This window comes from Natronomonas sp., from assembly GCF_036625485.1.
In the GTDB taxonomy this organism is placed as follows: Archaea; Halobacteriota; Halobacteria; order Halobacteriales; family Haloarculaceae; genus Natronomonas.
Genome location: NZ_JAZKTR010000028.1, coordinates 1 through 20,600, shown reverse-complemented (window position 1 = coordinate 20,600; position 20,600 = coordinate 1). Strand labels below are relative to the sequence as shown.

Annotated in this window: 25 protein-coding genes; 5 read left to right on the top strand and 20 right to left on the bottom strand. The window is 65.1% G+C overall.

The window, feature by feature from the left end; all coding sequences use genetic code 11:
• From V5A53_RS04745 to V5A53_RS04680, 14 genes are all read right to left on the bottom strand, one after another.
• Nucleotides 1-529 (bottom strand): proton-conducting transporter transmembrane domain-containing protein (locus V5A53_RS04745; protein ID WP_332312429.1); only part of this gene is annotated, 529 nt, incomplete at its 3' end.
• Nucleotides 530-2,563: an NADH-quinone oxidoreductase subunit L gene (nuoL, locus tag V5A53_RS04740; protein ID WP_332312428.1), complete on the bottom strand. Its 2,034-nt coding sequence runs from the start codon at nucleotides 2,561-2,563 to the stop codon at nucleotides 530-532.
• A 1-nt stretch (nucleotide 2,564) separates the two neighbouring features.
• Complete coding sequence (nuoK, locus tag V5A53_RS04735) at nucleotides 2,565-2,879, bottom strand: NADH-quinone oxidoreductase subunit NuoK (protein WP_332312427.1); 315 nt, start codon at nucleotides 2,877-2,879, stop codon at nucleotides 2,565-2,567.
• The gene (locus V5A53_RS04730; protein ID WP_332312426.1) at nucleotides 2,879-3,169 is read right to left on the bottom strand and encodes a hypothetical protein; all 291 of its coding nucleotides are present in this window, start codon (nucleotides 3,167-3,169) and stop codon (nucleotides 2,879-2,881) included. The genes nuoK and V5A53_RS04730 overlap by 1 nt, the downstream gene beginning before the upstream one ends.
• Nucleotides 3,166-3,447, bottom strand: a complete 282-nt coding sequence (locus tag V5A53_RS04725; RefSeq protein WP_332312425.1) for an NADH-quinone oxidoreductase subunit J — start codon at nucleotides 3,445-3,447, stop codon at nucleotides 3,166-3,168. The genes V5A53_RS04730 and V5A53_RS04725 overlap by 4 nt, the downstream gene beginning before the upstream one ends.
• A 90-nt stretch (nucleotides 3,448-3,537) precedes the next feature.
• Complete coding sequence (locus V5A53_RS04720) at nucleotides 3,538-3,744, bottom strand: hypothetical protein (protein WP_332312424.1); 207 nt, start codon at nucleotides 3,742-3,744, stop codon at nucleotides 3,538-3,540.
• A gap of 60 nt (nucleotides 3,745-3,804) precedes the next feature.
• Complete coding sequence (locus V5A53_RS04715) at nucleotides 3,805-4,257, bottom strand: cupin domain-containing protein (protein WP_332312423.1); 453 nt, start codon at nucleotides 4,255-4,257, stop codon at nucleotides 3,805-3,807.
• Between the two features lie 266 nt (nucleotides 4,258-4,523).
• Complete coding sequence (locus V5A53_RS04710) at nucleotides 4,524-4,985, bottom strand: NuoI/complex I 23 kDa subunit family protein (RefSeq protein ID WP_332312422.1); 462 nt, start codon at nucleotides 4,983-4,985, stop codon at nucleotides 4,524-4,526.
• A 2-nt stretch (nucleotides 4,986-4,987) separates the two neighbouring features.
• Nucleotides 4,988-6,037, bottom strand: a complete 1,050-nt coding sequence (locus tag V5A53_RS04705; RefSeq protein ID WP_332312421.1) for a complex I subunit 1/NuoH family protein — start codon at nucleotides 6,035-6,037, stop codon at nucleotides 4,988-4,990.
• Complete coding sequence (locus V5A53_RS04700) at nucleotides 6,037-7,722, bottom strand: NADH-quinone oxidoreductase subunit D (protein ID WP_332312420.1); 1,686 nt, start codon at nucleotides 7,720-7,722, stop codon at nucleotides 6,037-6,039. Before V5A53_RS04700 ends, V5A53_RS04705 begins: the two co-directional genes overlap by 1 nt.
• Nucleotides 7,719-8,405, bottom strand: coding sequence for an NADH-quinone oxidoreductase subunit B (locus tag V5A53_RS04695; protein WP_332312419.1), 687 nt, complete (start codon nucleotides 8,403-8,405; stop codon nucleotides 7,719-7,721). The genes V5A53_RS04700 and V5A53_RS04695 overlap by 4 nt, the downstream gene beginning before the upstream one ends.
• Nucleotides 8,402-8,806, bottom strand: coding sequence for an NADH-quinone oxidoreductase subunit A (locus tag V5A53_RS04690; protein ID WP_332312418.1), 405 nt, complete (start codon nucleotides 8,804-8,806; stop codon nucleotides 8,402-8,404). The genes V5A53_RS04695 and V5A53_RS04690 overlap by 4 nt, the downstream gene beginning before the upstream one ends.
• Before the next feature lie 227 nt (nucleotides 8,807-9,033).
• Nucleotides 9,034-9,666, bottom strand: coding sequence for a 5-(carboxyamino)imidazole ribonucleotide mutase (gene purE, locus V5A53_RS04685; protein ID WP_332312417.1), 633 nt, complete (start codon nucleotides 9,664-9,666; stop codon nucleotides 9,034-9,036).
• Between the two features lie 61 nt (nucleotides 9,667-9,727).
• Nucleotides 9,728-10,882, bottom strand: coding sequence for a 5-(carboxyamino)imidazole ribonucleotide synthase (locus tag V5A53_RS04680; protein ID WP_332312416.1), 1,155 nt, complete (start codon nucleotides 10,880-10,882; stop codon nucleotides 9,728-9,730).
• Nucleotides 10,883-10,998: 116 nt separating this feature from the next.
• On the opposite strand from V5A53_RS04680, the gene V5A53_RS04675 reads away from it, so the two are divergent.
• The 3 genes from V5A53_RS04675 to V5A53_RS04665 all read left to right on the top strand — a co-directional run bounded on the left by V5A53_RS04675 (nucleotide 10,999) and on the right by V5A53_RS04665 (nucleotide 13,350).
• Nucleotides 10,999-11,730 carry a GNAT family N-acetyltransferase gene (locus V5A53_RS04675; protein ID WP_332312415.1) on the top strand — a complete coding sequence of 244 codons (732 nt, stop codon included), beginning with the start codon at nucleotides 10,999-11,001 and terminating at the stop codon, nucleotides 11,728-11,730.
• Nucleotides 11,731-11,794: 64 nt separating this feature from the next.
• A complete protein-coding gene (gene ribH / locus V5A53_RS04670) occupies nucleotides 11,795-12,205 on the top strand; it encodes a 6,7-dimethyl-8-ribityllumazine synthase (RefSeq protein WP_332312414.1) in 411 nt (136 codons plus the stop codon).
• On the top strand, nucleotides 12,202-13,350 hold the full coding sequence (locus tag V5A53_RS04665; RefSeq protein WP_442928598.1) for a pyridoxal phosphate-dependent aminotransferase: 1,149 nt from the start codon (nucleotides 12,202-12,204) through the stop codon (nucleotides 13,348-13,350). Before ribH ends, V5A53_RS04665 begins: the two co-directional genes overlap by 4 nt.
• Before the next feature lie 246 nt (nucleotides 13,351-13,596).
• Here V5A53_RS04665 and V5A53_RS04660 read toward each other — a convergent pair whose 3' ends face one another.
• The 5 genes from V5A53_RS04660 to V5A53_RS04640 all read right to left on the bottom strand — a co-directional run bounded on the left by V5A53_RS04660 (nucleotide 13,597) and on the right by V5A53_RS04640 (nucleotide 17,901).
• Complete coding sequence (locus V5A53_RS04660; protein WP_332312412.1) at nucleotides 13,597-15,180, bottom strand: bacterio-opsin activator domain-containing protein; 1,584 nt, start codon at nucleotides 15,178-15,180, stop codon at nucleotides 13,597-13,599.
• A gap of 101 nt (nucleotides 15,181-15,281) precedes the next feature.
• Entirely contained in the window at nucleotides 15,282-15,695 is a 414-nt protein-coding gene (locus V5A53_RS04655) for a hypothetical protein (RefSeq protein ID WP_332312411.1), read from the bottom strand.
• Nucleotides 15,696-15,742: 47 nt separating this feature from the next.
• On the bottom strand, nucleotides 15,743-16,081 hold the full coding sequence (locus V5A53_RS04650; protein ID WP_332312410.1) for a hypothetical protein: 339 nt from the start codon (nucleotides 16,079-16,081) through the stop codon (nucleotides 15,743-15,745).
• Nucleotides 16,078-17,076, bottom strand: coding sequence for a DUF7490 domain-containing protein (locus tag V5A53_RS04645; RefSeq protein WP_332312409.1), 999 nt, complete (start codon nucleotides 17,074-17,076; stop codon nucleotides 16,078-16,080). Before V5A53_RS04645 ends, V5A53_RS04650 begins: the two co-directional genes overlap by 4 nt.
• Nucleotides 17,077-17,130: 54 nt before the next feature.
• The gene (locus tag V5A53_RS04640; protein WP_332312408.1) at nucleotides 17,131-17,901 is read right to left on the bottom strand and encodes a DUF2797 domain-containing protein; all 771 of its coding nucleotides are present in this window, start codon (nucleotides 17,899-17,901) and stop codon (nucleotides 17,131-17,133) included.
• Between the two features lie 130 nt (nucleotides 17,902-18,031).
• On the opposite strand from V5A53_RS04640, the gene V5A53_RS04635 reads away from it, so the two are divergent.
• Both V5A53_RS04635 and V5A53_RS04630 read left to right on the top strand, forming a co-directional pair.
• Nucleotides 18,032-19,168, top strand: a complete 1,137-nt coding sequence (locus tag V5A53_RS04635; protein ID WP_332312407.1) for a S8 family peptidase — start codon at nucleotides 18,032-18,034, stop codon at nucleotides 19,166-19,168.
• Between the two features lie 35 nt (nucleotides 19,169-19,203).
• Nucleotides 19,204-19,530, top strand: coding sequence for a BsuPI-related putative proteinase inhibitor (locus V5A53_RS04630; RefSeq protein ID WP_332312406.1), 327 nt, complete (start codon nucleotides 19,204-19,206; stop codon nucleotides 19,528-19,530).
• A gap of 89 nt (nucleotides 19,531-19,619) precedes the next feature.
• Here the strand turns inward: V5A53_RS04630 and V5A53_RS04625 are convergent, their stop codons facing one another.
• Nucleotides 19,620-20,558, bottom strand: coding sequence for an NAD-dependent epimerase/dehydratase family protein (locus V5A53_RS04625; protein WP_332312405.1), 939 nt, complete (start codon nucleotides 20,556-20,558; stop codon nucleotides 19,620-19,622).
• Between the last annotated feature and the right edge of the window lie 42 nt (nucleotides 20,559-20,600).

Here is a 20,600-nt window from a genome sequence, read left to right as displayed (position 1 = left end):
CCAGCGAGGCGATGTTCGTGTAGACGAAGAACTTGATCGCGGCGTACTTCCGGCGTGGGCCGCCCCAGACGCCGATGAGGAAGTACATCGGGACGAGGACGGCCTCCCAGAAGACGAACCAGAGGATGAAATCCAGCGCGCCGAAGACGCCGATGAGGCTCGCCTCCATGAACAGCATGAGGCCGTAGAACTGGCTCTGCCGTTCGTCGATGGGCGTCCACGCGCTGAGGATGGCCGCCGACGTCAGCACCGTCGAAAGGACGACGAGCGGCAGCGAGATGCCGTCCAGGCCCATGTGGTAGTTGACCGCGTAGGGGCCGAGTTCGAGCCACGCGAAGAACGTCTCGTAGGCGATGTCGCCGCCGAGGAGGGCGTTGCCGCTCCCGTCGAAGGCGACGTACATGTACAGCGAGACGAGCAGCGGCGGGATGCTGAAGCCGAGCGCGAGTTTCTTCGCGTAGCGGTTCGGGGCGACGAAGACGCCCACGGCACCGACAAGACATAGCGCGATGAGGGCTTCGACGTACATTCAGAACCACCCCCCGAGCGCCGCGAAGACGCCCAGCAGTACGAGCAGGCTGAGGATTATCAGCGCCGCGTAGTTGGTCACGATACCTGACTGAAGCCGACGCAGGCGGTCGCCGGAGAACAGACTCACGCTGGAGACCGCGTTGACCGCGCCGTCGATGACACCCTGGTCGAAGGCGTCGGCGACCCGCGCGACGCGGAGCGTGAGGCCCTCGGCGAGCCACACCTGATACTCGTCTTGGTAGTAGTTGTGCATGAGCAGCGTCTGGATCCCGCCGAGTTTCTCGGTGTGACGGGTCGGTTCCGCACCGCGATAGAGGAAGTAGCCCGCACCGGAACCGGCAAGCGCCAGTCCGAGGCTGAGGCCGGCCCCGAGCAGGAGCGTCCCGATCTCGCCGCCGACGAGCGTCCCCGTCGAGTAGCCGGCGAAGTCGTGGGTCAACTCGCCGTAATGGTGGGCGCTCGTCAGGAAGCCCTCGCTGGCCTCGTTGTCGAGGAAGGCATGGAGGAAGTCGACGTTCGCGCCCGTGAGTTTCTTGATCGGCAGCGGGTTGATGAAGCCGATGACGACCGCGAGAACGCCGAGCACGCTGAGCGGGCCCTTGACATTCCAGCGGACGGCGTGGGGGTCCTCGGCGATGTCCGTCCGGGGTTCACCGTGGAAGGTCAGCATGACCATCCGGAGGGTGTAGAAGCCGGTCAGGAAGACGGCCGTCAGCCCCATCGCGTAGGCGCCCAACAGTAGCGGACTGCCGCCGAGACCGTGGACGAGCGCCTCGTAGAGTACCTCGTCCTTGGACCAGAAGCCCGCGAACGGGAAGATACCTGCAAGCGCGAGCGACCCGGCGAGGAACGTGAGGTAGGTCACGCGCATCTCGTCTTTCAGACCGCCCATGTTCCACATGTCCTCGTCGTGGTGCATGGCGATGATGACCGACCCGGCGCCGAGGAAGAGAAGCGCCTTGAACACGGCGTGGGTGGTCAGGTGGAAGAACGCGGCAACGTAGCCGCCCGATCCCAGCGCGAGCATCATGTAGCCGTACTGGCTGATGGTCGAGTACGCCAGCACCTGCTTGATCTCGTTCTTCACGAGGCCCATCGTCGCCGCGAACAGGGCCGTGAAGCCACCGATGAAGGCGATGATGGCGAGCACCGTCGGCAGCAGCGCGTAGAAGCCGTACATCCGGGCGACGAGGAAGACGCCGGCCGCAACCATCGTCGCCGCGTGAATCAGCGCGGAGACGGGCGTCGGACCTTCCATCGCGTCCGGCAGCCACGTGTGCAGCGGGAACTGGGCGGATTTACCCATCACGCCGCCAAGCACGAGGAGGCCGAGAATCGAGAACCACGTCGCGGCGTCGAAGCCGAAGTACGTGGCCGAACCGCCGAGGGCTTCCTCGGCCAGCGCCGGGAAGCCCTCCGCGCCCGCGAACTGCGCGGTACCGAACGTCGCCAGGACGCCGACGACGCCGACGAGGAAGAAGTAGTCACCGAAGCGGGTGACGAGGAACGCCTTCTTCGCTGCGGACGGCGGTGCGTCCTCACGGAACCAGTGGCCGATGAGGAGGAACGAACAGAGGCCCACCAGCTCGAAGAAGATGAAGGCCATCAGCAGGTTGTCCGAGAAGACGAACGCGAGCATGCTCGCGCTGAAGAGGCCGAGGCCGGCGTAGTAGCGCGGCAGGCCCGGTTCGCCCTCGTCGTTCATGTAGCCGAGCGAGAATATGTGGACGAGGAAGGCGATAAGCGAGACGATGACCAGCATCGACGCCGACAGCGGATCGATGAGCAGGCCGAAGGTCAGGTCGAACGTCTCGGTGGCGTCCACGAACGTATACAGCGTTTCGTTGTAGCCTTCGCCGGTCAGGGCGACGGTTCCGAGCACCACGAGCGACAGGCCGAGCGAACCGGCCGTCGCAAGGATGCCCGCGAGGGCGCCCTTCTTGGGCATCCATTTGCCCGCGATCAGGGCTACAAGGAACGACGCGAACGGGAGTGCGGCGATAGCCGGCGCGTATGCGAATACTCCTGCCATATTACCACTTCAGAGTCGTTGCCTCGCTTACGCTCACGCTCTCGAAGTTCCGGTAGAGGACGAGGATGATACCGATACCGACGGCGACCTCAGCGGCGGCAAGCGCCATCGTGAACAGCGCGAAGGTCTGGCCGGTCACCTCCCCCCAATAGAACGAGAACGCGACGAGGTTGATGTTCGCTGCGTTCAGCATCAACTCGACGCTCATCAAGAACATCAGCGCGTTCTTGCGCGTCAGGATGCCGAAGAGGCCGGTACAGAAGACGGCCGCCGAGAGGACGAGGTAGTACTCGACGGGAACGGTGTCGAGTACCATCAGGAATCACCCTCCTCGTCCTGCTCGGCGAGCATGACGGCGCCGTCGAGGGCGGCGTCGAGGACGACGGCGATGGTGATGAAGGACACGAGGAAGCCCTCCCCAGCGATGTCGCCGCCGGAGAGGTCGAACATCGCGTAGCCGATGGACCTCGTCACAGAGCCGTCGAAGCCGACCGGCGACCCGAAGCCGGCGGTGAGGAAGACGGCGGCGAGGAAGCCGAACAACGCCACCGCGAGGATGCCGGCCACCTTGTTGGTCTCGGTATGGAGGCGAGGTCGCGTCGTCATGCCGTCACCTCCTCGGTGTCGACGTCATCATCCCGGCGGACTAACATGACGGCGAAGGTGATCAGGACGAGCACCCCACCGACATACACGAGTACCTGCATCGCCGCCAGGAACTCGGCGCTTAACATCACATAGTGGACCGCGACGGACAGTAGCGCCGCACCCAAAAGCAGCGCCGAATGCCACACGTCCCGGACCAACACGACGCCCAAGCTCGCCCCGACGGTCACCAGAGCGAACAACAGGAACGCCAGTGTCTCAAGCGGTACTACAGCCATTGTTTACCCCTGAAGCGGGGTACCCTTTGAAGATTTCCTTATGTAGCCGAAAACGGGGGGTGGTCGGGGGTGGTTCAGGGCCGATTCGGCCTATTCGTCGAGCAGTCCCATGTCCTCGGCGACGAAATCGGCAAGCTGGTCCAGTACTTCGGGGTCGACTTCGGCGATCTGTTCGCCGTCGTGGAGTCCTTCGTTGTGGCGCGCGACCGCCTCCTCGACGTCCTCGAACGGCACTCGCGTCCGGGTATCACACGCAGAACAGACCACCGGTACTTCGGGGAGTTCGTCGTCGCTCATACCCGTATCTCCGGAAGCGGGCGTAAAAATCGGCGCGGTTCCGGGGCGTCTCGGGCGCGGTTACATCTCGACGACGTTGCCACAGTCGGGACAGGTCAGCGTCACGCCGTCCTCGCTCACCTCCGTCTCGTGGTAGTCCGCGCCGCACTCCGCGCAGGGAACCTTCGCGCGCGTCTCGCCCATCCCCTGCGGTGCGCCGAGCGCCAGCGCGCGAATCCGGTCGTCGCCCTCGTTGCGACCCTCCTGATACTCCCCCGGGGCGAACCGGATTACCTCATCGGGCCCAACCTCGTGGTTTCCGTCCTCCGTTTGGAAGGTCGCCGTTCCCTCCATGACGTAGAAGACCTCCTCCTGGCCCATGTGGGTGTGCAGGCCGCCCGAGAAGGAATCGCCGGGCTCCAGTTCGTAGTAGTTCAACGCCATATCCGACAGGTTCAGCGGGTCGGTGGCGTGCTTCTGGACGTCCGCGACGCGCGGGGCGTTTTCCAGCTCGTCGATGGATACCTTCTCCATAGCGAGGAAGTGGTGTGCGGCATGAGTGGTAAGCCTTGACGTTGTACACAGCGGTTGCCGGCGATAGAGTCATCGGAAGTATCGGCTATTCAAAAGGAATACGAGAGCAAGCATCCGCCGAGTGGGGCCTTCGGAGGTCTCGCGAGCGAAGCGAACGAGAGCGTTGGAAGACGACCGAAGGGAGTCTTCCTGAGAAGGCCCCCGAGGCGGTTCCCGGCGACGAGGCGCGAAGCGCCGAACCGCCGGAGCGTGCACAAAGTGGCTCGCTATTGATAGTCGACTTCGCCTTCGCCCTCGTCGATCCACGCGCCGCGGTCGGGTTCCCGGGAGGCAAGAGGGTCGATGTCCTTGTACCAGGGAACGTTCTTGAGCTGTTCCTTGTTAAGTGCGAACTCGTCTTTGGTGTCGGCGGTGAACTCGAAGTTCTGGGTCAGCAGGATGGCGTCGACGGGACAGACCTCCTCGCAGAGTCGGCAGTAGATACACTGGCCGATGTGGAGGTTGTACTCCTCGCCGTTGCGCTGGTCGTCGGTGATGATCTGGATGGTGTCGTTCGGGCAGACGTTCTCGCACTGCCGGCACCAGATACAGCGTTCCTGGCTGAACTTGTGGACGCCACGGAACCGCGGGGAGACGTCGGGCGTCTCCTCGGGGTACTGGACGGTGAACTTCTCACCGTCGAGGGCGTGTTTCATCGTCGTTGCCATCGATTTGAGCATTCCAATCATGATTAGGCGATCACCCCAACGATAACGGCGGTGAGGATGAGGTTAGCCAGCGCGAGGACGAGCATCCCCTTCCAGCCGATCTCGATGAGTTGGTCGATACGCAGGCGGGGCAGCGCCGACCGCGCCCACTGCGTGAACAGGAAGACGGCCCAGATCTTGATAAGGAACCAGAGGATACCGGGCAGGACGGGACCGGCCGGACCCCCGAGGAAGAGGGTCGCGATGATGGCCCCGCCGAGGAAGATGTGGATGAACTCGCCGAGGTAGACGAGCACGAAGTAGACGCTGGAGTATTCGGTCTGGTAGCCGGCAACGATTTCGGTCGGGGCCTCCGGGATGTCGAAGGGGTTGCGGCCGACCTCCATCAGGTTCGCGATCATGAACAGCACGAACGCGAAGGGGTTGACGAAGGCGTACCAGGAGGGAATCGCGACACCGCCGACCGAGACGAGCGTCTCGGCCTGTGCGGCGACGATCTCGCTCATCTGGAGCGACCCGGCGAAGAGGACGACCGAGGCGGCCAGCAGGATGAGCGGGATCTCGTAGGCGAGGTTCTGCGCGACTGCGCGTAGCCCGCCGAGGAACGAGAACTTGTTGTTCGAGGAGTAGCCGGCCATCACGAGTGCCAACGAAGCGATAGAGGCGACGGCGAAGACGTAGACGAGGCCGACCTCGGGGTCGGCGAGGTGGATGCCGTTGCCCATCGGGATGACGGCGAAACCGAGCAGCGCGGACCACGCGAGGATGAGCGGTGCGAGGTCCCACGCGGGCCGGTCGACGCCTTCGGGCACGATGAGTTCCTTCGACAGCAGGCGGACCGCGTCGGCCACGATGATGAGCAACCCGGCAGGGCCGATACGGTTGACCGCATAGCGGTCCGTGAACGCGGCGGTGATCTTCCGCTTTGCCCACGGGCCGGCGAGGGCGGTCATCGTCAGCATGAGTGTACCGACGATGGCCGCGCCGATGATGCCGCCGACGACGTCGCCGAGCGTGCCACTGAGTCCGAGCAGGTCGGCGATCGTATCGGGAAGCGGTGTCGTCTGTAGCATTACCGGTCCACCTCCCCGAGGACGATGTCGAGGCTGCCGAGCGAGGCGATGAGGTCGGGGATGTACTCGCCTTCGGTCATCTCTCGCAGCGTGTGCAGGTTACAGAAGCACGGACTGCGGATCTTGAACCGGGCGGGCTTGTCGGTGCCGTCCGAGCGCATGTAGATGCCGAGTTCGCCCTTGGCTGCCTCGACGCCGCGGTAGATCTCGGTGTCGGGGTCGGGCTTGAGCGTCCGCGGGACGTTGGCCTGGATGTTCCGCTCGTCTTCCGGCCATTCTTCGAGCAGGTCGACACACTGCTCGATGATCTTCGCGGATTCCTCGACCTCGCGCATGCGGACGAGGACGCGACTGTAGTTGTCACAGCCGTCCTCGGTGACGACGTCCCAGTCGAGTTCGTCGTAGTAGCCGTAGGGGTCGTCACGGCGCAGGTCGATGTCGACGCCGGAGCCACGGGCGACCGGGCCCGTCGCGCCGTACTGCTTTGCGACCTCCGGCGGGAGTTCGCCGGTGCCGACACAGCGGACCTGGAAGATCTCGTTGGAGGTGATCAGGTTGTGGTACTCCTTGGTCTTCTCCGGGAGATCATCGAGGAAGTCACGGATCTTCTCGAAGAAGTCCTCGCGGGGTTCGGGGATGTCCCACGCGACCCCGCCGAGGCGGAGGTAGTTGAACATCAGCCGCTGGCCTGTGAGGTCCTCGAGGATGTCCTGGACGATCTCCCGGTCGCGGAAGGCGTACTGGAAGGTCGCCGTGAAGTCGCCGAAGACGTCGAGCGCGAACGTCCCCAGCGCGAGCATGTGGCTCGCGATACGGCACAGTTCCGCGGACATGGTGCGGATGACCTGTGCGTACTCGGGGACCTCGATGTCGGCCATGTCCTCGGCCGCGCGGGCGTAGGCCCACTCGTTGAGGATGCCCGCCGAGACGTAGTCCCAGCGGTCGGGGTACGGCATGATCTGGTGCCGGTAGGTCCCCTGCTGGCACATCTGCTCCTCACAGCGGTGCAGGTAGCCGATGTCCGGTTCCACGTCGACGATCTGCTCGCCGTCCAGCACCGTCTTGACGTGAAGCACGCCGTGGGTTGCGGGATGGTGCGGGCCGACGTTGATGAACATCGTGTCGGACTCGTCGCCGCCACCACGGTGGTCCTCTTCGAGGGGGTTGGCGTGTTCGCGGAACGGGACGACCTGCGGCTTCTCGGGGTTGTAGTCCTTCCCGAGAGGGTGGCCCTGCCACGTTTCGGGCAGGAGAATCCGCCGGAGGTCGGGGTGGTCGTCGTACTCGATGCCGACGAGATCGTAGGCCTCACGCTCGTGCCAGTCTGCGGTCCGGTAGGCGACTTCGCCGGACTGGGAGACCGGTTCGTCACGCGAGGTGGGGACGACGATGCCGACCTCGTGGGTCGGGTCGTCGTACTTCTTCAGGTGGTAGATCGACTCGTAGCGGTCGTCGTACTCCTGTGCGGTGACACAGGAGAGGTAGTCGAAGCCGGCCTGGTCGCGGAGCGCCAACAGCGCGTCCTGCACTTCGTCGGGTCGAACGACGAAGGCGGGCGCGTTGACGTGCTCCTCGCGGTCGATGACCGTGTCACCGAGCAGGGCTTCCAGTTCCGCGTAGTCGACCTCGCCGTCGTCCGTGACCCCGATTTCGACCTCGTCGGGGCGGCGTTTTTCGATACTCATGGCGAGTTAGCCCAGTTGTAGCGCATGACGAGGTCCTCCTCGTCGATTTCGTCTGCGAGATGCTGTACGAGTTCGTCCGATTCGAGGTCGCCGAACTGTTCGAGTTCGTAGGGCTTGACCGTCACCGGCGACGTCTCGCCGTTGGCGACCCGCTCCTGCAGTTTGGCGATCCCGTAGATCAGCGCCTCGGGACGGGGCGGACAGCCGGGCACGTGGATGTCGACCGGAATGACCTCCTCGGCGCCCTTGATGACGTTGTAGCCCTCCTGGAAGGGGCCGCCGGAGATGGTACACGAGCCCATCGAGACGACGAACTTGGGCTCGGGCATCTGGTCGTAGACGCGCTTCATCCGCGGGGCGAACTTCGAGACGATGGTCCCCGGGACGATGATGACGTCGGCCTGTCGCGGGGACGCTCGCGGCACACCCGCGCCGAAGCGGTCGAGGTCGTGCTTGATGGCGTAGGTATGAATCATCTCGATGCTGCAGCACGCAATACCGAACTGCAGCATGAACATCGACGAACCCCGGACCCAGTTCATGAACTTGTCGAACTTCGTGAGGATGAACGGCGAGGAGCCGAACGCCTCGCGAAGTTTCGAATTGAACCGGTTGTCGACGCCCTCACCCATCCGGGCTTCCTGCGTCGAGACTGTGTCGTGGATTTCCTGTTCGCTACTCATAGTTCACTCTTGATTTCCGCACGTTCGCTTTTGACCCAGCGAACGGCACCGTTGCGCCATGCCCATCCGAGGCCGATGATAAGGATTGCGAGGAAGACGAGCATCGGTGCCAGTACCGAATTCAGACCATGCTGGGCTACTGCGTCGTTGTAGATGAGTGCCCACGGGAAGATGAGCACCGTCTCGATGTCGAAGACGACGAACAGCAGCGCCACCATGTAGTACTGGATATTGAACCGAATGCGCGTCGTTCCGGTCGGAACCTCACCGGACTCGTAGATGGCACGCTTACCTTGCTCGGGAACGCTGGGACGGAGGAGACTCGAGATTGCGATCATCGAGAGGGGAATCGCGAGCCCCACCAACGCCAGCGCACCGACAGCGATCCATGGATTGCTCATCGCGTCTGTATCGTATGACGGTTAGGAGCAACCCTACATAAGAGTTGATTTACGGCCCGGGATGCCCTTATCAGGCATCAGGCGATTTCAGACGGGGTTACCGGCCAGAAATCGTTTCTTTATAAACGAAGTCTGGAGACCTCTCGATCACAAACAGATAGAAAGCCTCGACCGCCGCCGGCCAAGGGCTTCGAGAGTGGTGCTGTCCAGGCCAACGCGAGATATATTTAAGTGGACTGGTCGCGGTTTGCGCGGAACAACTCGGTCCCTTGCTCGTGCAACTCACGCGAGACCTCACCGACGCCGTCCTGCAGGGTGTCGTGATACTCGTCCAGCCGCTCGGCCAGTTCGGGGTGCGCACGCGAGAGAATCTGGGCGGCCGACAGCGCGGCGTTGAACGACTTGCCAGCGTCGACGGCGACGATGGGCGCGCCGGTGGGCATTCCGATGACCGAGTCGACCGATTTCTCCTGTACGGGAACGCCAACCACGGGAATCGGATAGGCGATAGAAGCGGTCATGTTCGGCAGATCCGCCGACTTGCCGCCGGCGCCGGCGATGATGACGTCGAGACCGCGCTCGCGGGCCGTTTCGCCGTAGGCGTACATCAGTTCTGGCGTCCGGTGGGCCGAGACGACGAAGGTCTCGAAGGTGAACTGACTCTCGGGGGGTTCGTTGTAGTCGGTGACTTCTTCGAAGCCGAGTTCGGTCAGCGCCTCGTAGGCGCCGTACATGGTGTCGAGGTCCGAATCCGAGCCCATGATGATGCCGACGTCGGGCGTGTCCGCGGGGTCGCGGTCGGTTTCGGCCTCCGCCTCAAGCAGGTCGATGAGGTCCTGAACTTTCTCGGAGCGGGTCATACTGAGAATACGAACGGGCCGGCGCTTTGGCGTTGTGGTTCCGACAGCGGGTGACGGCGGACTACTCGAAGGTCAACTCCTCGCGCAACTCGCGAGCGCGAGCGAGGAGGTTCTCGCAATCCGACGCGTCGTCGTCGACCAGCGTCACGTGGCCCATCTTCCGGAGCGGCCGCACCTCGCGCTTGCCGTACCAGTGCAGTGCAGCACCGTGGGCCTCCAGCATCGATTCGGTTCCGGACAGCGAGGCGATTTCGGGGGCGTCGACGTCGCCGAGGATGTTCGTGGTCACGGTCGGACAGCGCCGTTCGGCCGCGCCGAGCGGCCAGCCCAGCACCGCGCGGACGTGCTGTTCGAACTGCGAGGTCAAGGCGCCCTCGATTGTCCAGTGGCCGGAGTTGTGCGGCCGGGGGGCGATCTCGTTAACCAGAATCTCGCCTTCGCGCGTCTCGAACAGTTCGATGCCGTAGACGCCGCGGCCATCGAGCATGTCGAGCACGTCGAAGGCGACCTCTCTCGCACGCGAGCGGACCGACGTGTCGGTGCGGGCGGGACAGGCCATCTCACGGAGGATCTCCTCCTCCTGAATCGTCTCGGTGACCGGGTACGCGCGAACCTCGCCGTCGCCGCGGACGCCCATGACGGCCAGTTCCCGTTCGAAGTCGACCATCTCCTCGGCGAGGGCCGCCCCGCCGACCGCCGCGAGTGCGTCTTCGACGTCCTCGGGGCCCTCGACTGGCAGGTTCCCGCGGCCGTCGTAGCCGCCCTCGCGGGCCTTGAGCATAACCGGCCAGCCCAACTCCTCGCCGGCGGCCAGCAGGTCCTCGGCGTCGTCGACCTGCCGGTATTCGGGCAGCGGAATCCCGGCGTCGTCGAGCGCGCGGTTCTGGACCAGTTTATCCTGGATCGTCCGGAGGGTATCGGGGTCGGGGTGGACCGGTGTGTCCGTCGCCTCGCTGACCCGTTCCATCTCGTCGGGGTCGGCCAGTTCGATCTCGAAGGTGAGGACGTCGACCCGCTCGGCCAACTCCCGGATCGCGTCGTAATCGTCGAAGTCGCCGACGATCTGGTCGCGGACGACCGGCGCCGCCGGACAATCGGGCGTCGGGTCGGAGACGATCAACTCCACACCCAGAGGGCCCGCGGCTTCGCCCATCATCCGTCCCAACTGGCCGCCGCCGACGACTCCGAGCGTCGCCGCTGGCGTGCTGTGTTCCATGTGCGTGGTTCCTTTCTCACCTGCCGATAAGGTTTCTATTCACGGACGTGTCGTCCATGTTGTACGTCAACAACCACCAAGTTTCAAGCCGTTGGCGACCAAAGGTCAGGGGAATCATGTCCGAGCAACAACCGACCTTCGAGACGCGAGACCGCAAGCGCATCTACGAGTTCGTCGACGAGCACGGGGAGACGACCTACGATGAGCTCGTAGATGCCGACCTCTTGACCGACCCCGACCGCTACCAGCAGTTGATCGCGGTGATGAAACGCGACGGCCTGCTGGAAGAGGAGGGCGGCGTACTCCGCCCCGCACTGGAGGCGGGCGTCGAGGAGGTACACGAGATCGACGGGACCGAAGTGACCATCCGACCGGCACGGCAGGAGGACATCTCCGGAATCATCGGCGTCATGCGTCAGGTTGCCGAGGAGAAGCGTTACATCGTCGCCGAGGACGTGGCCAACGAGCTGGCCGCCGACAGCGCGCTGATGCGTGGCGACCTCGAAGATCGCCGCTTTTTCGTCGCCACCATCGACGACGAGGTCGTCGGCTGGTGTGGCGTCGAGCGCCCACAGCTCGAAAAGCTCGCCCACACCGCCGAACTGACGGTTGGTATCCTCGAGGAGTACCGCGGTGACGACATCGGGAGCCACCTCATGCAACGGGCGATGTCGTGGGCACAGAAGGAGGGTTTCCACAAGGTCTACAACAGCGTTCCGGCGACCAACATCCCCGGTATCGAGTTCCTCGAAGACCACGGCTGGGATACCGAAGCCATCCGCCGGAACCATTACCAGATCGATGGCGAGTTCGTCGACGAAGTGATGATGGCCTACCGGATGGAGTGAGGCCCGCAGTGAACGGGACAACGAGTTCGGCACTTCTTTTACCGGCCGTCGCCCACCGACGAGTATGGTAGCGCTCGGGCTGGTGGTCGCGCAGTTCAACAAAGAGCGGCCGATTACCCACGAGATGGAAGAGTGCGGACGGGAGGCGGCCGCCGAGGCCGACGCCGAGATCGTCGAAACCATCGAGGTTCCGGGGGCGTACGACACGCCGCTGGCCGCGGACCGACTGGCGCGACGGGACGACATCGACGCCGTCGCTGTTCTCGGGGCGATCATCACCGGCGACACCGACCACGACCAGGTCATCGCCGACGCCGCCGCACAGGGGCTGACCGACGTCTCGCTGGACCGGGACACCCCGGTCGCCTTCGGCGTCATCGGCCCCGGGATGAGTGGGGCCGAAGCCGCCGAACGCATCGACTACGGTGCGACCACCGTCGAGAGCGCTATTGAACTCGCCGAGGAACTACAATGACTATGGATTTCGCAGACCGCGTCGAACGGGTCGAACCGAGCGCGACGCTGGCTATCAGCAACCTCGCATCGGAACTGGAAGCAGACGGCGTCGACATCGTCGACCTCTCGGTCGGCGAACCCGACTTCCCGACGCCGGCAAACATCTCGGAGGCCGGCAAACAGGCCATCGACGACGGCCACACGGGCTACCCGCCGTCCAACGGGATTCCGCCGCTGAAGGAGGCCATCGTCGAGAAACTCGACGGTGACGGCCTCGATTACACGACCGACGAGATCATCGTCACGCCGGGCGCCAAGCAGGCGCTTTACGAGACGTTCCAGACGCTCATCGAGGACGGCGACGAGGTCGTCCTGCTGGACCCCGCGTGGGTCAGCTACGAGGCGATGGCGAAGATGGCGGGCGGCGACATCTCCCGGGTCGACCTCTCGGCGCACGATTTCCAACTCGCGCCCGCGCTGGACGACCTCGCGGCGGCCGTTTCGGACGAGACGGAACTGCTCGTCATCAACTCGCCGTCGAACCCCTCGGGCGCCGTCTTCACCGACGAGGCGCTCGAGAGCGTCCGCGATCTCGCGGTCGACCACGACATCACCGTCATCTCCGACGAGATCTACGACGCCATCACCTACGGCGTCGAGCAGACCTCGCTGGGCTCGCTGGAGGGAATGGGCGACCGGACGGTCACCATCAACGGCTTCTCGAAGGCCTACTCGATGACCGGGTGGCGCCTCGGCTACGTCGCCGCGCCGCAGGCGCTCATCGACCAGGCCAGCAAACTCCACTCGCATTCTGTCTCCTCCGCCGCCCACTTCGTCCAGTACGCGGGCGTCGAGGCGCTGGAGAACACCGACGAGGCCGTCGAGGAGATGCGCGACGCCTTCGAGGACCGCCGCGACATGCTCATCGACCTCTTCGCCGAGCACGGCAAGGAGGTCCCCTACCCCGACGGCGCCTTCTACATGATGCTGCCCGTCGATGACGATGACCAAGCATGGTGTGAAGGGGCCCTCGAAGACGCCCACGTCGCGACGGTTCCCGGGAGTGCCTTCGGGACGCCGGGCTACGCGCGACTCTCCTATGCGGCCAGCGAAGAGCGACTGAAGGAAGGCGTCGAACGCCTCGCCGACGCCGGCTATCTGTAGACCGGCGACATCCTTTTTAAACGACCACGGTACGGCCGAAAAGCGTAGCGAGGACCTATCGGATCGCATGGGTGCACCCCACCCCAGCTAACCGGCCGCCATCCCCCACGCATCAGGCGTGTAGCGACCGATTCGAAGACTCGTGTGCGGACCGTGCGGGCCACGTCCTCGTGCCCGACAACGGCGGCCCGATAGGACAGGAGCCTCCACACGAACGTTCCGACCACACGAGCATCAACCGTTCCTCTAGGCATCTAGGTGCTGGAAGTACGCCTCCACGAGCGCCCGCTGGGCCCGCCGGATGTGGTAGTGGAAGGTCGCCGAACTGATGTCCATCGATTCGGCGATCTCCTCGGCGGTGGCGTCCCGCGGCCACGAGAAGTAGCCGCTCAGTTTGGCGTGTCTGAGCGCCGCTTGCTGGCGCTCGGTCAGCTGTCCCGCGACCGCGTCGTAGAACTCGTCGGCAGTCCGGACCGGTCGCTCGACCTCGCGTTTCGAGACCAGTTCCGCGTCGTAGAGTTCCTCGGCCGCGTTCACGACCGGACGGGCCTCCGCGTCGCCCGGCAGTTCGGCGACGACCGTCGTCTCCCCGTCCCGGGCGACCGTCGACGCCGGCGAGGCGCCGTTCTCGACGAGGCGTCGGATGAGCGAATCGGTCGTCACGACCGTAAAGACGTGCTCCCCGTCGGTGCCGCCGACGTGTTCTATCGATTCCAGCGTCGGGAGCTCCGCCGCGATCGCCTCGACCCGTTCGGGGTCGATACCCGAAACCGTGACGTAGTGCCGATAGCGGCCCTCGGACATCGGGGCCGACCACTCGTGATAGCAGGGACCGTCGGCCGCCTCCGAGACTCGTGCGAGAAACGCATCGGAACTCGAAACCCGGAGGGTGAGTTCGGTCGCCGTATCGGACAGGAGGAGCCGCTCGGTCTGGACGGCGTTGATCGCGAAGCCGATGACCTCGCCGAGTCGTCGGAAGGCAGCCTGTTCGTGGTCGTTGAAGGCTTCCCGGCGGGACGAATACACGCTGAGAACGCCCATCACGTTCGACTGGTGGACGATCGGGACGGAGATTCCCGACTCGATGTCCATCCGGGCCGCCGCGGTCCGAGCCTCATCCGGAAGGTCCGAGTCGGGGATGCCCTGAACCACCTGCAGTTCGCCCGTCTCGAGGGCGATCGAGGCCGGTCGGTCCCAGTCGAGGTCGTTGAGTTCGTCTATGACCTCGAGGAAATTCTCGGCGGTTCCGACGCCGGTATCCGGTTCGACGGTGTCTTCCAGTCGATTGCGGGCGATCCAGACCGACCGGTAGAGTTCGGAGGCCGCCAACCGGTCACAGACGGCTTCCTCGATCTCCTCGCGAGTGGCCGCATCCACGATCGCGTGGATGACCTCGTGTACCGTCTCGCTGATCTGGTTCAGCGTCTCGAGTGCATCACGCTGGCGCCGTATGGCCGCCTCTCGTTCCCGGCGCGCCGACACGTTCCGGGCGATGCCCACCACGTACGCCTCCCCGTTCGACTCCAGAACTCCGCCGTTGAACTCGTGCGGAACTCGCTCGCCGTCGGCCGTGAGGACGTCGAACTCCCGGGTTTCGGTCGAGTCGAACGTGCCGGCGGCCGCGAAGGATTCCTTGGCGGCCGGCCGGTCGTCAGGAGCGAGTAACTCGAAGACGTCCCGGCCAGCCAGTTCGTCGTCGCCGTAGCCGGTCACCTCGCATAGCTGGTCGTTCCACCACGCCAACCGGCCGTCGGTATCCGCGATATAGACGATATCCGGAACCGACGCCAACAGACCCGCCGTTACCTCGTCCGGGTTGAGTTCCGACATTATCCCCACTTGCCTTAGACTGACAGCGTGGGCAAATAAAATGCAGGTTACATGAGGGACCGCCGTGGACGGTCACCGATGAACAGCTAGGGCCGTCGACCTCAGTCTTCGAGCGCGTCTGCGATGCGCCCGACTTCACGGCGAAGGTCGTGGAGTTCGTCGCGGACCTTGCGGACCTCGCGGACGAGTTCCTCGTTGTCCTCGCCTTCGCTGGGGGCACCGCCGGGGCCGCCACCGAGGGCACCGCCGGGACCGCCGCCGCCCATCATGCCGCCCATCATCTGTGCGAAGGGACTGCCGCCACCGCCGCCCATGCCGCCGGGGGCGCCACCGGGACCGCCGCCGCCCATCATCTCTTCCATCTTCTCCTCGCGGCTCAGGCCCTCGCCCTCACCTTCGCCTTCGCCTTCGCGCTCCTCGGCGCGCTGCTGGCGGATCTCCTCGACTCGCTCGCGGAACGATTTCTCCTCGCCGTCTTCCTCGCCCTCATCAGGGGCCTCTTCGTTGTCCGTCATAGCCCCTCTTTTCGGCTCCCGGCAGAAAAGTCCATAGGTCTCGCACCTCACTGCCGCCGCAAGCGCCGTGCGATGACGACGATGCCGGCCGCCGCCACACACAGCACCGCGAAATTGAGCGCCGACCGCGCGAACGGCTGATACCGACGTGCAACCCAGACGTCGATAATCGCCGAGAGGCTTCCGTACAACCCGGCGGTCGCGATAACCGCGAGGATGCCGAGACCGACCAGCGCACCCCACATGAGATATCCGACGGCGGTATCGACGTCGATATCGGGACCATGTCGTGATTCCGGAGGCTCATCGGCGTCATCCGCGCTCCACCCCGAGGACTCGTCGGCCGTCGCGGACTCCTCGCGGGGGTCGTCGTCGGTGTCGCTCATGCCGACCACCTCCGTGCGGCGAGCAGCGAGCCGACGAGTGCCACGAGGGCGACGCCAACACCGAGTCCCGGCTGGTTCTCCACGCCGGTCTCGGTCTCCATCTCGCGGTCCGGCGCCCCGCTGCCGCCCGTCTCGAAGTCGCCGGCCTCGAACTCGATCTCCCGTCGCGTCTCGTTGACCGAGATCGTCTCCTCGGGGTCGAGGTTCGCGGCCGCTCGCGTCGATTCGAGGACGACGCCGTCGCGCCACAGCGTCACGTCGAGGTAGTAGTTGTTGTCGTCGGGGACCGTCACCTGCACCTCCGGCGAGACCGTCCGTCCCGGTTCGACGGTTCCGACGCTCGTCTCCGCGCGGTCCGCCACGACGTAGGCGTCGGCGTGCCGAGCCGTGACGACGAGTCGGAGGTCGGATTCGGGGTCGTCGCCGCCGTTGGTCAGATAGCTCGTCACGTCCAGGCTCACGCGGTCGCCGTCGACCGACGAGATGCGGTACTCGACAGAGGGCTGGTCGGCGAACTCGTGGAAGGACACCGACGTGCGGGTGTAGGGCGGTTCGAGCGCCTCGACCCCGGAGACGGAGGCGGTGGCCGTATCGACTCGCCGGCCGTCAACGTAGAGTATCGTCGACACCTCGTAGCCGCCCTCGCGGGGGACCGTCACCGACAGCGACACCTCGCGTTCCCCCTCGTCTCGGACGGTGCCGAGTTCGCGGCTCGTCGTATCGGTGACGAGGCCGCTTTCGGCGTCCGTCGCGCGGACGACCACCGTCACGTTCTCGGCGGAGCCACCGTGGTGCCGGACGTAGGTCGTGACGTCGAGTGTGGCCGTCTCGCCGGTCACTTCGCCAGCCGAAAGCGTCGTCTCGGCCACGTCGAGGCGGGCGGGCGGTTCGTCGGGACCCGGGTCGGCGACGAACCCGGACACGAGCGTTGCAGCGGCGACCGTCCCCAGGAGGACGACGACGGCAACGCTCGCGAGGAGGGCTTCGAGTCGCATGCGAACATCTCCCACACACGGTGATAAACGTCTTGTGGTGGCTCGAAGGGAGGATTACCCGAACGCGCCGAGACTCGACTGCAGTTCCCGCGAGGACGTCCCGGCCTCCAGTTCGTAGCCGACCAGGTCGCGCATGTCCACCGCGAACCGACCGCCGTCCCGTTCGAGAACCAGGACGCGACCTTTGGTCCCGAGAACTGTGCCCGAGGCCAAGGTTTCGGCCACCGGGGCGGCATCGAGGTCGAGCCCGTACTCGAAAGCGTACGTCTCCTTTATATCGAAGTCGGCGAGCAGGCGGTTCCACGCGTCCTCGTCGACCGTCCGGCCCATGCCGTTGATCTTCCGGGGGACGCGAACGGCGTCCGGGACCGGGATCTCGGCGGCGAGTTCAGCCTCGATCTCCCGCGCAATGCGGCCGTTCTCGACCGTGTAGACGTGGGCCCCGCGGTCGGCGCCCTGCTCGCGGAACCGCGTCCGCAGGCGGGGCAGTTTCGTCACGCCGACCTTGAGCGTATCCGGCGCGAAGGCCGCGAAGTAGACGGCGTGCTGCTGATAGCAGTCCATCTCGGCTTTCAGACAGTCGCCGGTACAACGCGCACAGACCCACGTCGAATCGTGGGCCTCACAGTAGGGTGCCTCGGGGACCTCACAGGGGATGTGTTCCTCGCCATCGAGCGCGCCCGCACACCGTCGCTCGCCGAGCGTGTAATCGAGCCGTCGGCCTTCGGGGAGGGGTTCGCGCTCGACGACGCCCTCACGAGCGACGAGCAGCGCGGCTTCCGCCGTCCCCGCGCGTTCGCCCGTCTCGTAGCCGACGACCTGCACGAACCCGCCTACGAGATGGGCAGATTTAGGCGTTCCCGTCAACCGACTCCGACGGCCGAAGGGACGCGTTACTTAAATAGCAGGTATTCTCCGGGAGAATTTCTATTATTATATCGTCGCTCGTGAGGCTATGGCACGAGATTCGGGCATTTCTCGTCGGAGCGCACTCCAATTAGTCGGCGGTACCGTCGCCGCGAGCAGCCTCACTGGCCTCGTTGCTGGCGAGGGTGATGGACGGCAGAACGGTGATACGGTCCGCGTCAACGTCGGCTACACCGCACAGAGTGGCCGTCAAGCGGCTGCCGACCGCGCCGAGGAGATCTACCACGACCTCGCGACGGATATACTGACCATAGAGGTCGACCGGAACGCTCTCCCCGGCCTCCGCCGCCGGAAGGACGTCCGGTTCGTGGAGGCCGACGTCGAACTCGAAGCCATCGCCCAGACTACTCCCTACGGCATCGATAAAGTGAACGCGACCGACGCCCACAGCGCGGGCGAGACTGGCAACGGCGCAGACGTGGCGGTCATCGACACCGGCATCGAAGCCAGCCATCCCGACCTCGCGGACAACCTCGGGGAAGGACGGGCCTTCCTCGCCGGCCTCGGGTCGAGCCAGTGGAACGACGACAACGGCCACGGGACCCACTGTGCCGGAACCGTCGGGGCGATCGACAACGACGAGGGCGTGATCGGCGTCGCACCCGAGGTGACGCTACACGCCGTGAAAGTCCTGAACGCCCTCGGGACGGGGCTGACCTCCGATATCGCCGCCGGTATCGAGTGGACCGCCGACCAGGGCTACGACGTCGGGAGCCTCTCGCTGGGCGGCGGCGGGTCGAACACCCTCCGGGAGGCCTGCGAGTACGCCGAGTCGAAGGGGACGCTGCTGGTCACGGCGGCCGGCAACGACGGCCCGTGTTCGGATTGTGTGTCCGCGCCAGCCCGGTATCCCGAATGTATGGCCGTCTCCGCGACCGACGAGAACGACGACCTCGCGTCCTTCTCCTCGACGGGCCCGGAGATCGAGATCGCCGCACCCGGTGCCGACGTCTATTCGACGTATCTCGGCGGGGGCTATCAGACGCTTTCGGGCACGTCGATGGCCTGCCCGCACGTCAGCGGCGGGGCCGCACAGTTGGCGGCCACCGGATACACCGCCAGCGAGATTCGCCAACGACTGAAGGACACCGCCGACGACGTCGGGCTGGCCGGAAACGAGCAGGGCGCCGGGCGACTAGACGTCGCCGACGCGCTCGGGCTCTGAGGTAGTTCTTTTAGGTAGGCCGCCCAAGCGAGGTCATGCTCGAATCGTCGCTGGAGGTCACCGTCGGCGATGGCGTCTCGTTTCGCTTTACCGTCGTCAACGGCGGTGACAGTACCGTCGAACTGACCTTTCGTGATGCCGGTCAAGCCGACTTCGCCGTCTACGAGGACGGCGAGGAGGTCTGGCGCTACAGCGACGGCAAAGCGTTCGCACAGAAACTGACGACGGCGGAACTCCAGCCCGGCGAAACGGCGATGTTCGAGGAGGTATGGCCCGACCCCGAGCCCGGCGACTACACCGCCGAAGCGACCTTACGGGTCGTCGAACACGACGTCACGGCGCGAACGCCCTTCTCGGTCTGAGCGGCGGTCATACGGATTATTGTATGCTTTTATCGGCGAGCGCCTGGTCCAGCTCGGCGCTCGCCGGTGATTCGTTACAACGATCCGTATCAGGCTGACTCGAAGTCCGCGTCCAACAGTTCGCGGGTCGCCCGTCGGACGGCATCGTCCGAGGAGGTTTCGGGCACCCAACCGAGCGCGGCGAGTTTCTCGACGGAGAGTCGCATCCGTGGCACGTCACCGACCCAGCCGCGGTCACCACCCGTAAAGGCGTATTCGGGGTCGAGCCCCATCTCGTCGGCGACGATGTCGGCGATGGTCCGGACAGAGGTCGTCGTCCGGGTGCCGAGATTGTAGGTGTTGACGGGCGCGTCAGCGTTCTCGACGACGTGGCACATCGCATCGACGCAGTCCTCGATGTGCATATAGGATTTCTCCTGTCGGCCGTCGCCGAGGATCTCCAACTCGGAGGGGTCCTCGCGAAGCTTCTGGATGAAATCGGGGATGACGGCGCCCAACTGGAGGCGCGGGCCGACGATGTTGGCGAATCGGAAGTTCCAGACGGTGAAATCGTGGCTGTGCGCGTGGACCGACAGCAGCGACTCCTCGCCGAGTTTCGAGGCACCGTAGATGCTGATCGGCTCAAGCGGGGCGTAATCCTCGGGCGTCGGTCGCGGCGCTTCGCCGTAGACCACCGACGAGGAGGTGAAGGCGATATTGTCGACGCCGGCCTCGCGGCATCGCTCGACGACCGCTTCGGTCAGGGCGTTGTTCTCGCGGAACTGCCCCACCTCGTCGCGGCTGGGGTCCTTGTCCGCGGCGAGATGGAAGACGAGGTCGGTGTCCGGCGTGATTGCCTCGCCGATGACCGACTCCTCGCGGATGTCGCCTTCGACGATAGCGGCGGCGTCCGGCACCCACTCGGGGCGACCGTTGGCGAACGTGTCGACGACGGTGACGTCGTTGTCGGCGACGAGGCGGTCGGCGAGATGCGAGCCGACGAAGCCACCACCGCCGGTGATACAGACGCGTTTGCCTTCGAGCTTCATTACCAGCGGTCCGTCCGGGGGCACCAAGTGGGTTTCGACCCG

What these genes read in the sequence shown, in the direction of transcription:
- nuoL (WP_332312428.1), bottom strand. Translation starts at nt 2,563, where the DNA reads ATGGCAGGAGTATTCGCATACGCGCCGGCTATCGCCGCACTCCCGTTC.
- nuoK (WP_332312427.1), bottom strand. Translation starts at nt 2,879, where the DNA reads ATGGTACTCGACACCGTTCCCGTCGAGTACTACCTCGTCCTCTCGGCG.
- V5A53_RS04730 (WP_332312426.1), bottom strand. Translation starts at nt 3,169, where the DNA reads ATGACGACGCGACCTCGCCTCCATACCGAGACCAACAAGGTGGCCGGC.
- V5A53_RS04725 (WP_332312425.1), bottom strand. Translation starts at nt 3,447, where the DNA reads ATGGCTGTAGTACCGCTTGAGACACTGGCGTTCCTGTTGTTCGCTCTG.
- V5A53_RS04720 (WP_332312424.1), bottom strand. Translation starts at nt 3,744, where the DNA reads ATGAGCGACGACGAACTCCCCGAAGTACCGGTGGTCTGTTCTGCGTGT.
- V5A53_RS04715 (WP_332312423.1), bottom strand. Translation starts at nt 4,257, where the DNA reads ATGGAGAAGGTATCCATCGACGAGCTGGAAAACGCCCCGCGCGTCGCG.
- V5A53_RS04710 (WP_332312422.1), bottom strand. Translation starts at nt 4,985, where the DNA reads ATGATTGGAATGCTCAAATCGATGGCAACGACGATGAAACACGCCCTC.
- V5A53_RS04705 (WP_332312421.1), bottom strand. Translation starts at nt 6,037, where the DNA reads ATGCTACAGACGACACCGCTTCCCGATACGATCGCCGACCTGCTCGGA.
- V5A53_RS04700 (WP_332312420.1), bottom strand. Translation starts at nt 7,722, where the DNA reads ATGAGTATCGAAAAACGCCGCCCCGACGAGGTCGAAATCGGGGTCACG.
- V5A53_RS04695 (WP_332312419.1), bottom strand. Translation starts at nt 8,405, where the DNA reads ATGAGTAGCGAACAGGAAATCCACGACACAGTCTCGACGCAGGAAGCC.
- V5A53_RS04690 (WP_332312418.1), bottom strand. Translation starts at nt 8,806, where the DNA reads ATGAGCAATCCATGGATCGCTGTCGGTGCGCTGGCGTTGGTGGGGCTC.
- purE (WP_332312417.1), bottom strand. Translation starts at nt 9,666, where the DNA reads ATGACCCGCTCCGAGAAAGTTCAGGACCTCATCGACCTGCTTGAGGCG.
- V5A53_RS04680 (WP_332312416.1), bottom strand. Translation starts at nt 10,882, where the DNA reads ATGGAACACAGCACGCCAGCGGCGACGCTCGGAGTCGTCGGCGGCGGC.
- V5A53_RS04675 (WP_332312415.1), top strand. Translation starts at nt 10,999, where the DNA reads ATGTCCGAGCAACAACCGACCTTCGAGACGCGAGACCGCAAGCGCATC.
- ribH (WP_332312414.1), top strand. Translation starts at nt 11,795, where the DNA reads ATGGTAGCGCTCGGGCTGGTGGTCGCGCAGTTCAACAAAGAGCGGCCG.
- V5A53_RS04665 (WP_442928598.1), top strand. Translation starts at nt 12,202, where the DNA reads ATGACTATGGATTTCGCAGACCGCGTCGAACGGGTCGAACCGAGCGCG.
- V5A53_RS04660 (WP_332312412.1), bottom strand. Translation starts at nt 15,180, where the DNA reads ATGTCGGAACTCAACCCGGACGAGGTAACGGCGGGTCTGTTGGCGTCG.
- V5A53_RS04655 (WP_332312411.1), bottom strand. Translation starts at nt 15,695, where the DNA reads ATGACGGACAACGAAGAGGCCCCTGATGAGGGCGAGGAAGACGGCGAG.
- V5A53_RS04650 (WP_332312410.1), bottom strand. Translation starts at nt 16,081, where the DNA reads ATGAGCGACACCGACGACGACCCCCGCGAGGAGTCCGCGACGGCCGAC.
- V5A53_RS04645 (WP_332312409.1), bottom strand. Translation starts at nt 17,076, where the DNA reads ATGCGACTCGAAGCCCTCCTCGCGAGCGTTGCCGTCGTCGTCCTCCTG.
- V5A53_RS04635 (WP_332312407.1), top strand. Translation starts at nt 18,032, where the DNA reads ATGGCACGAGATTCGGGCATTTCTCGTCGGAGCGCACTCCAATTAGTC.
- V5A53_RS04630 (WP_332312406.1), top strand. Translation starts at nt 19,204, where the DNA reads ATGCTCGAATCGTCGCTGGAGGTCACCGTCGGCGATGGCGTCTCGTTT.
- V5A53_RS04625 (WP_332312405.1), bottom strand. Translation starts at nt 20,558, where the DNA reads ATGAAGCTCGAAGGCAAACGCGTCTGTATCACCGGCGGTGGTGGCTTC.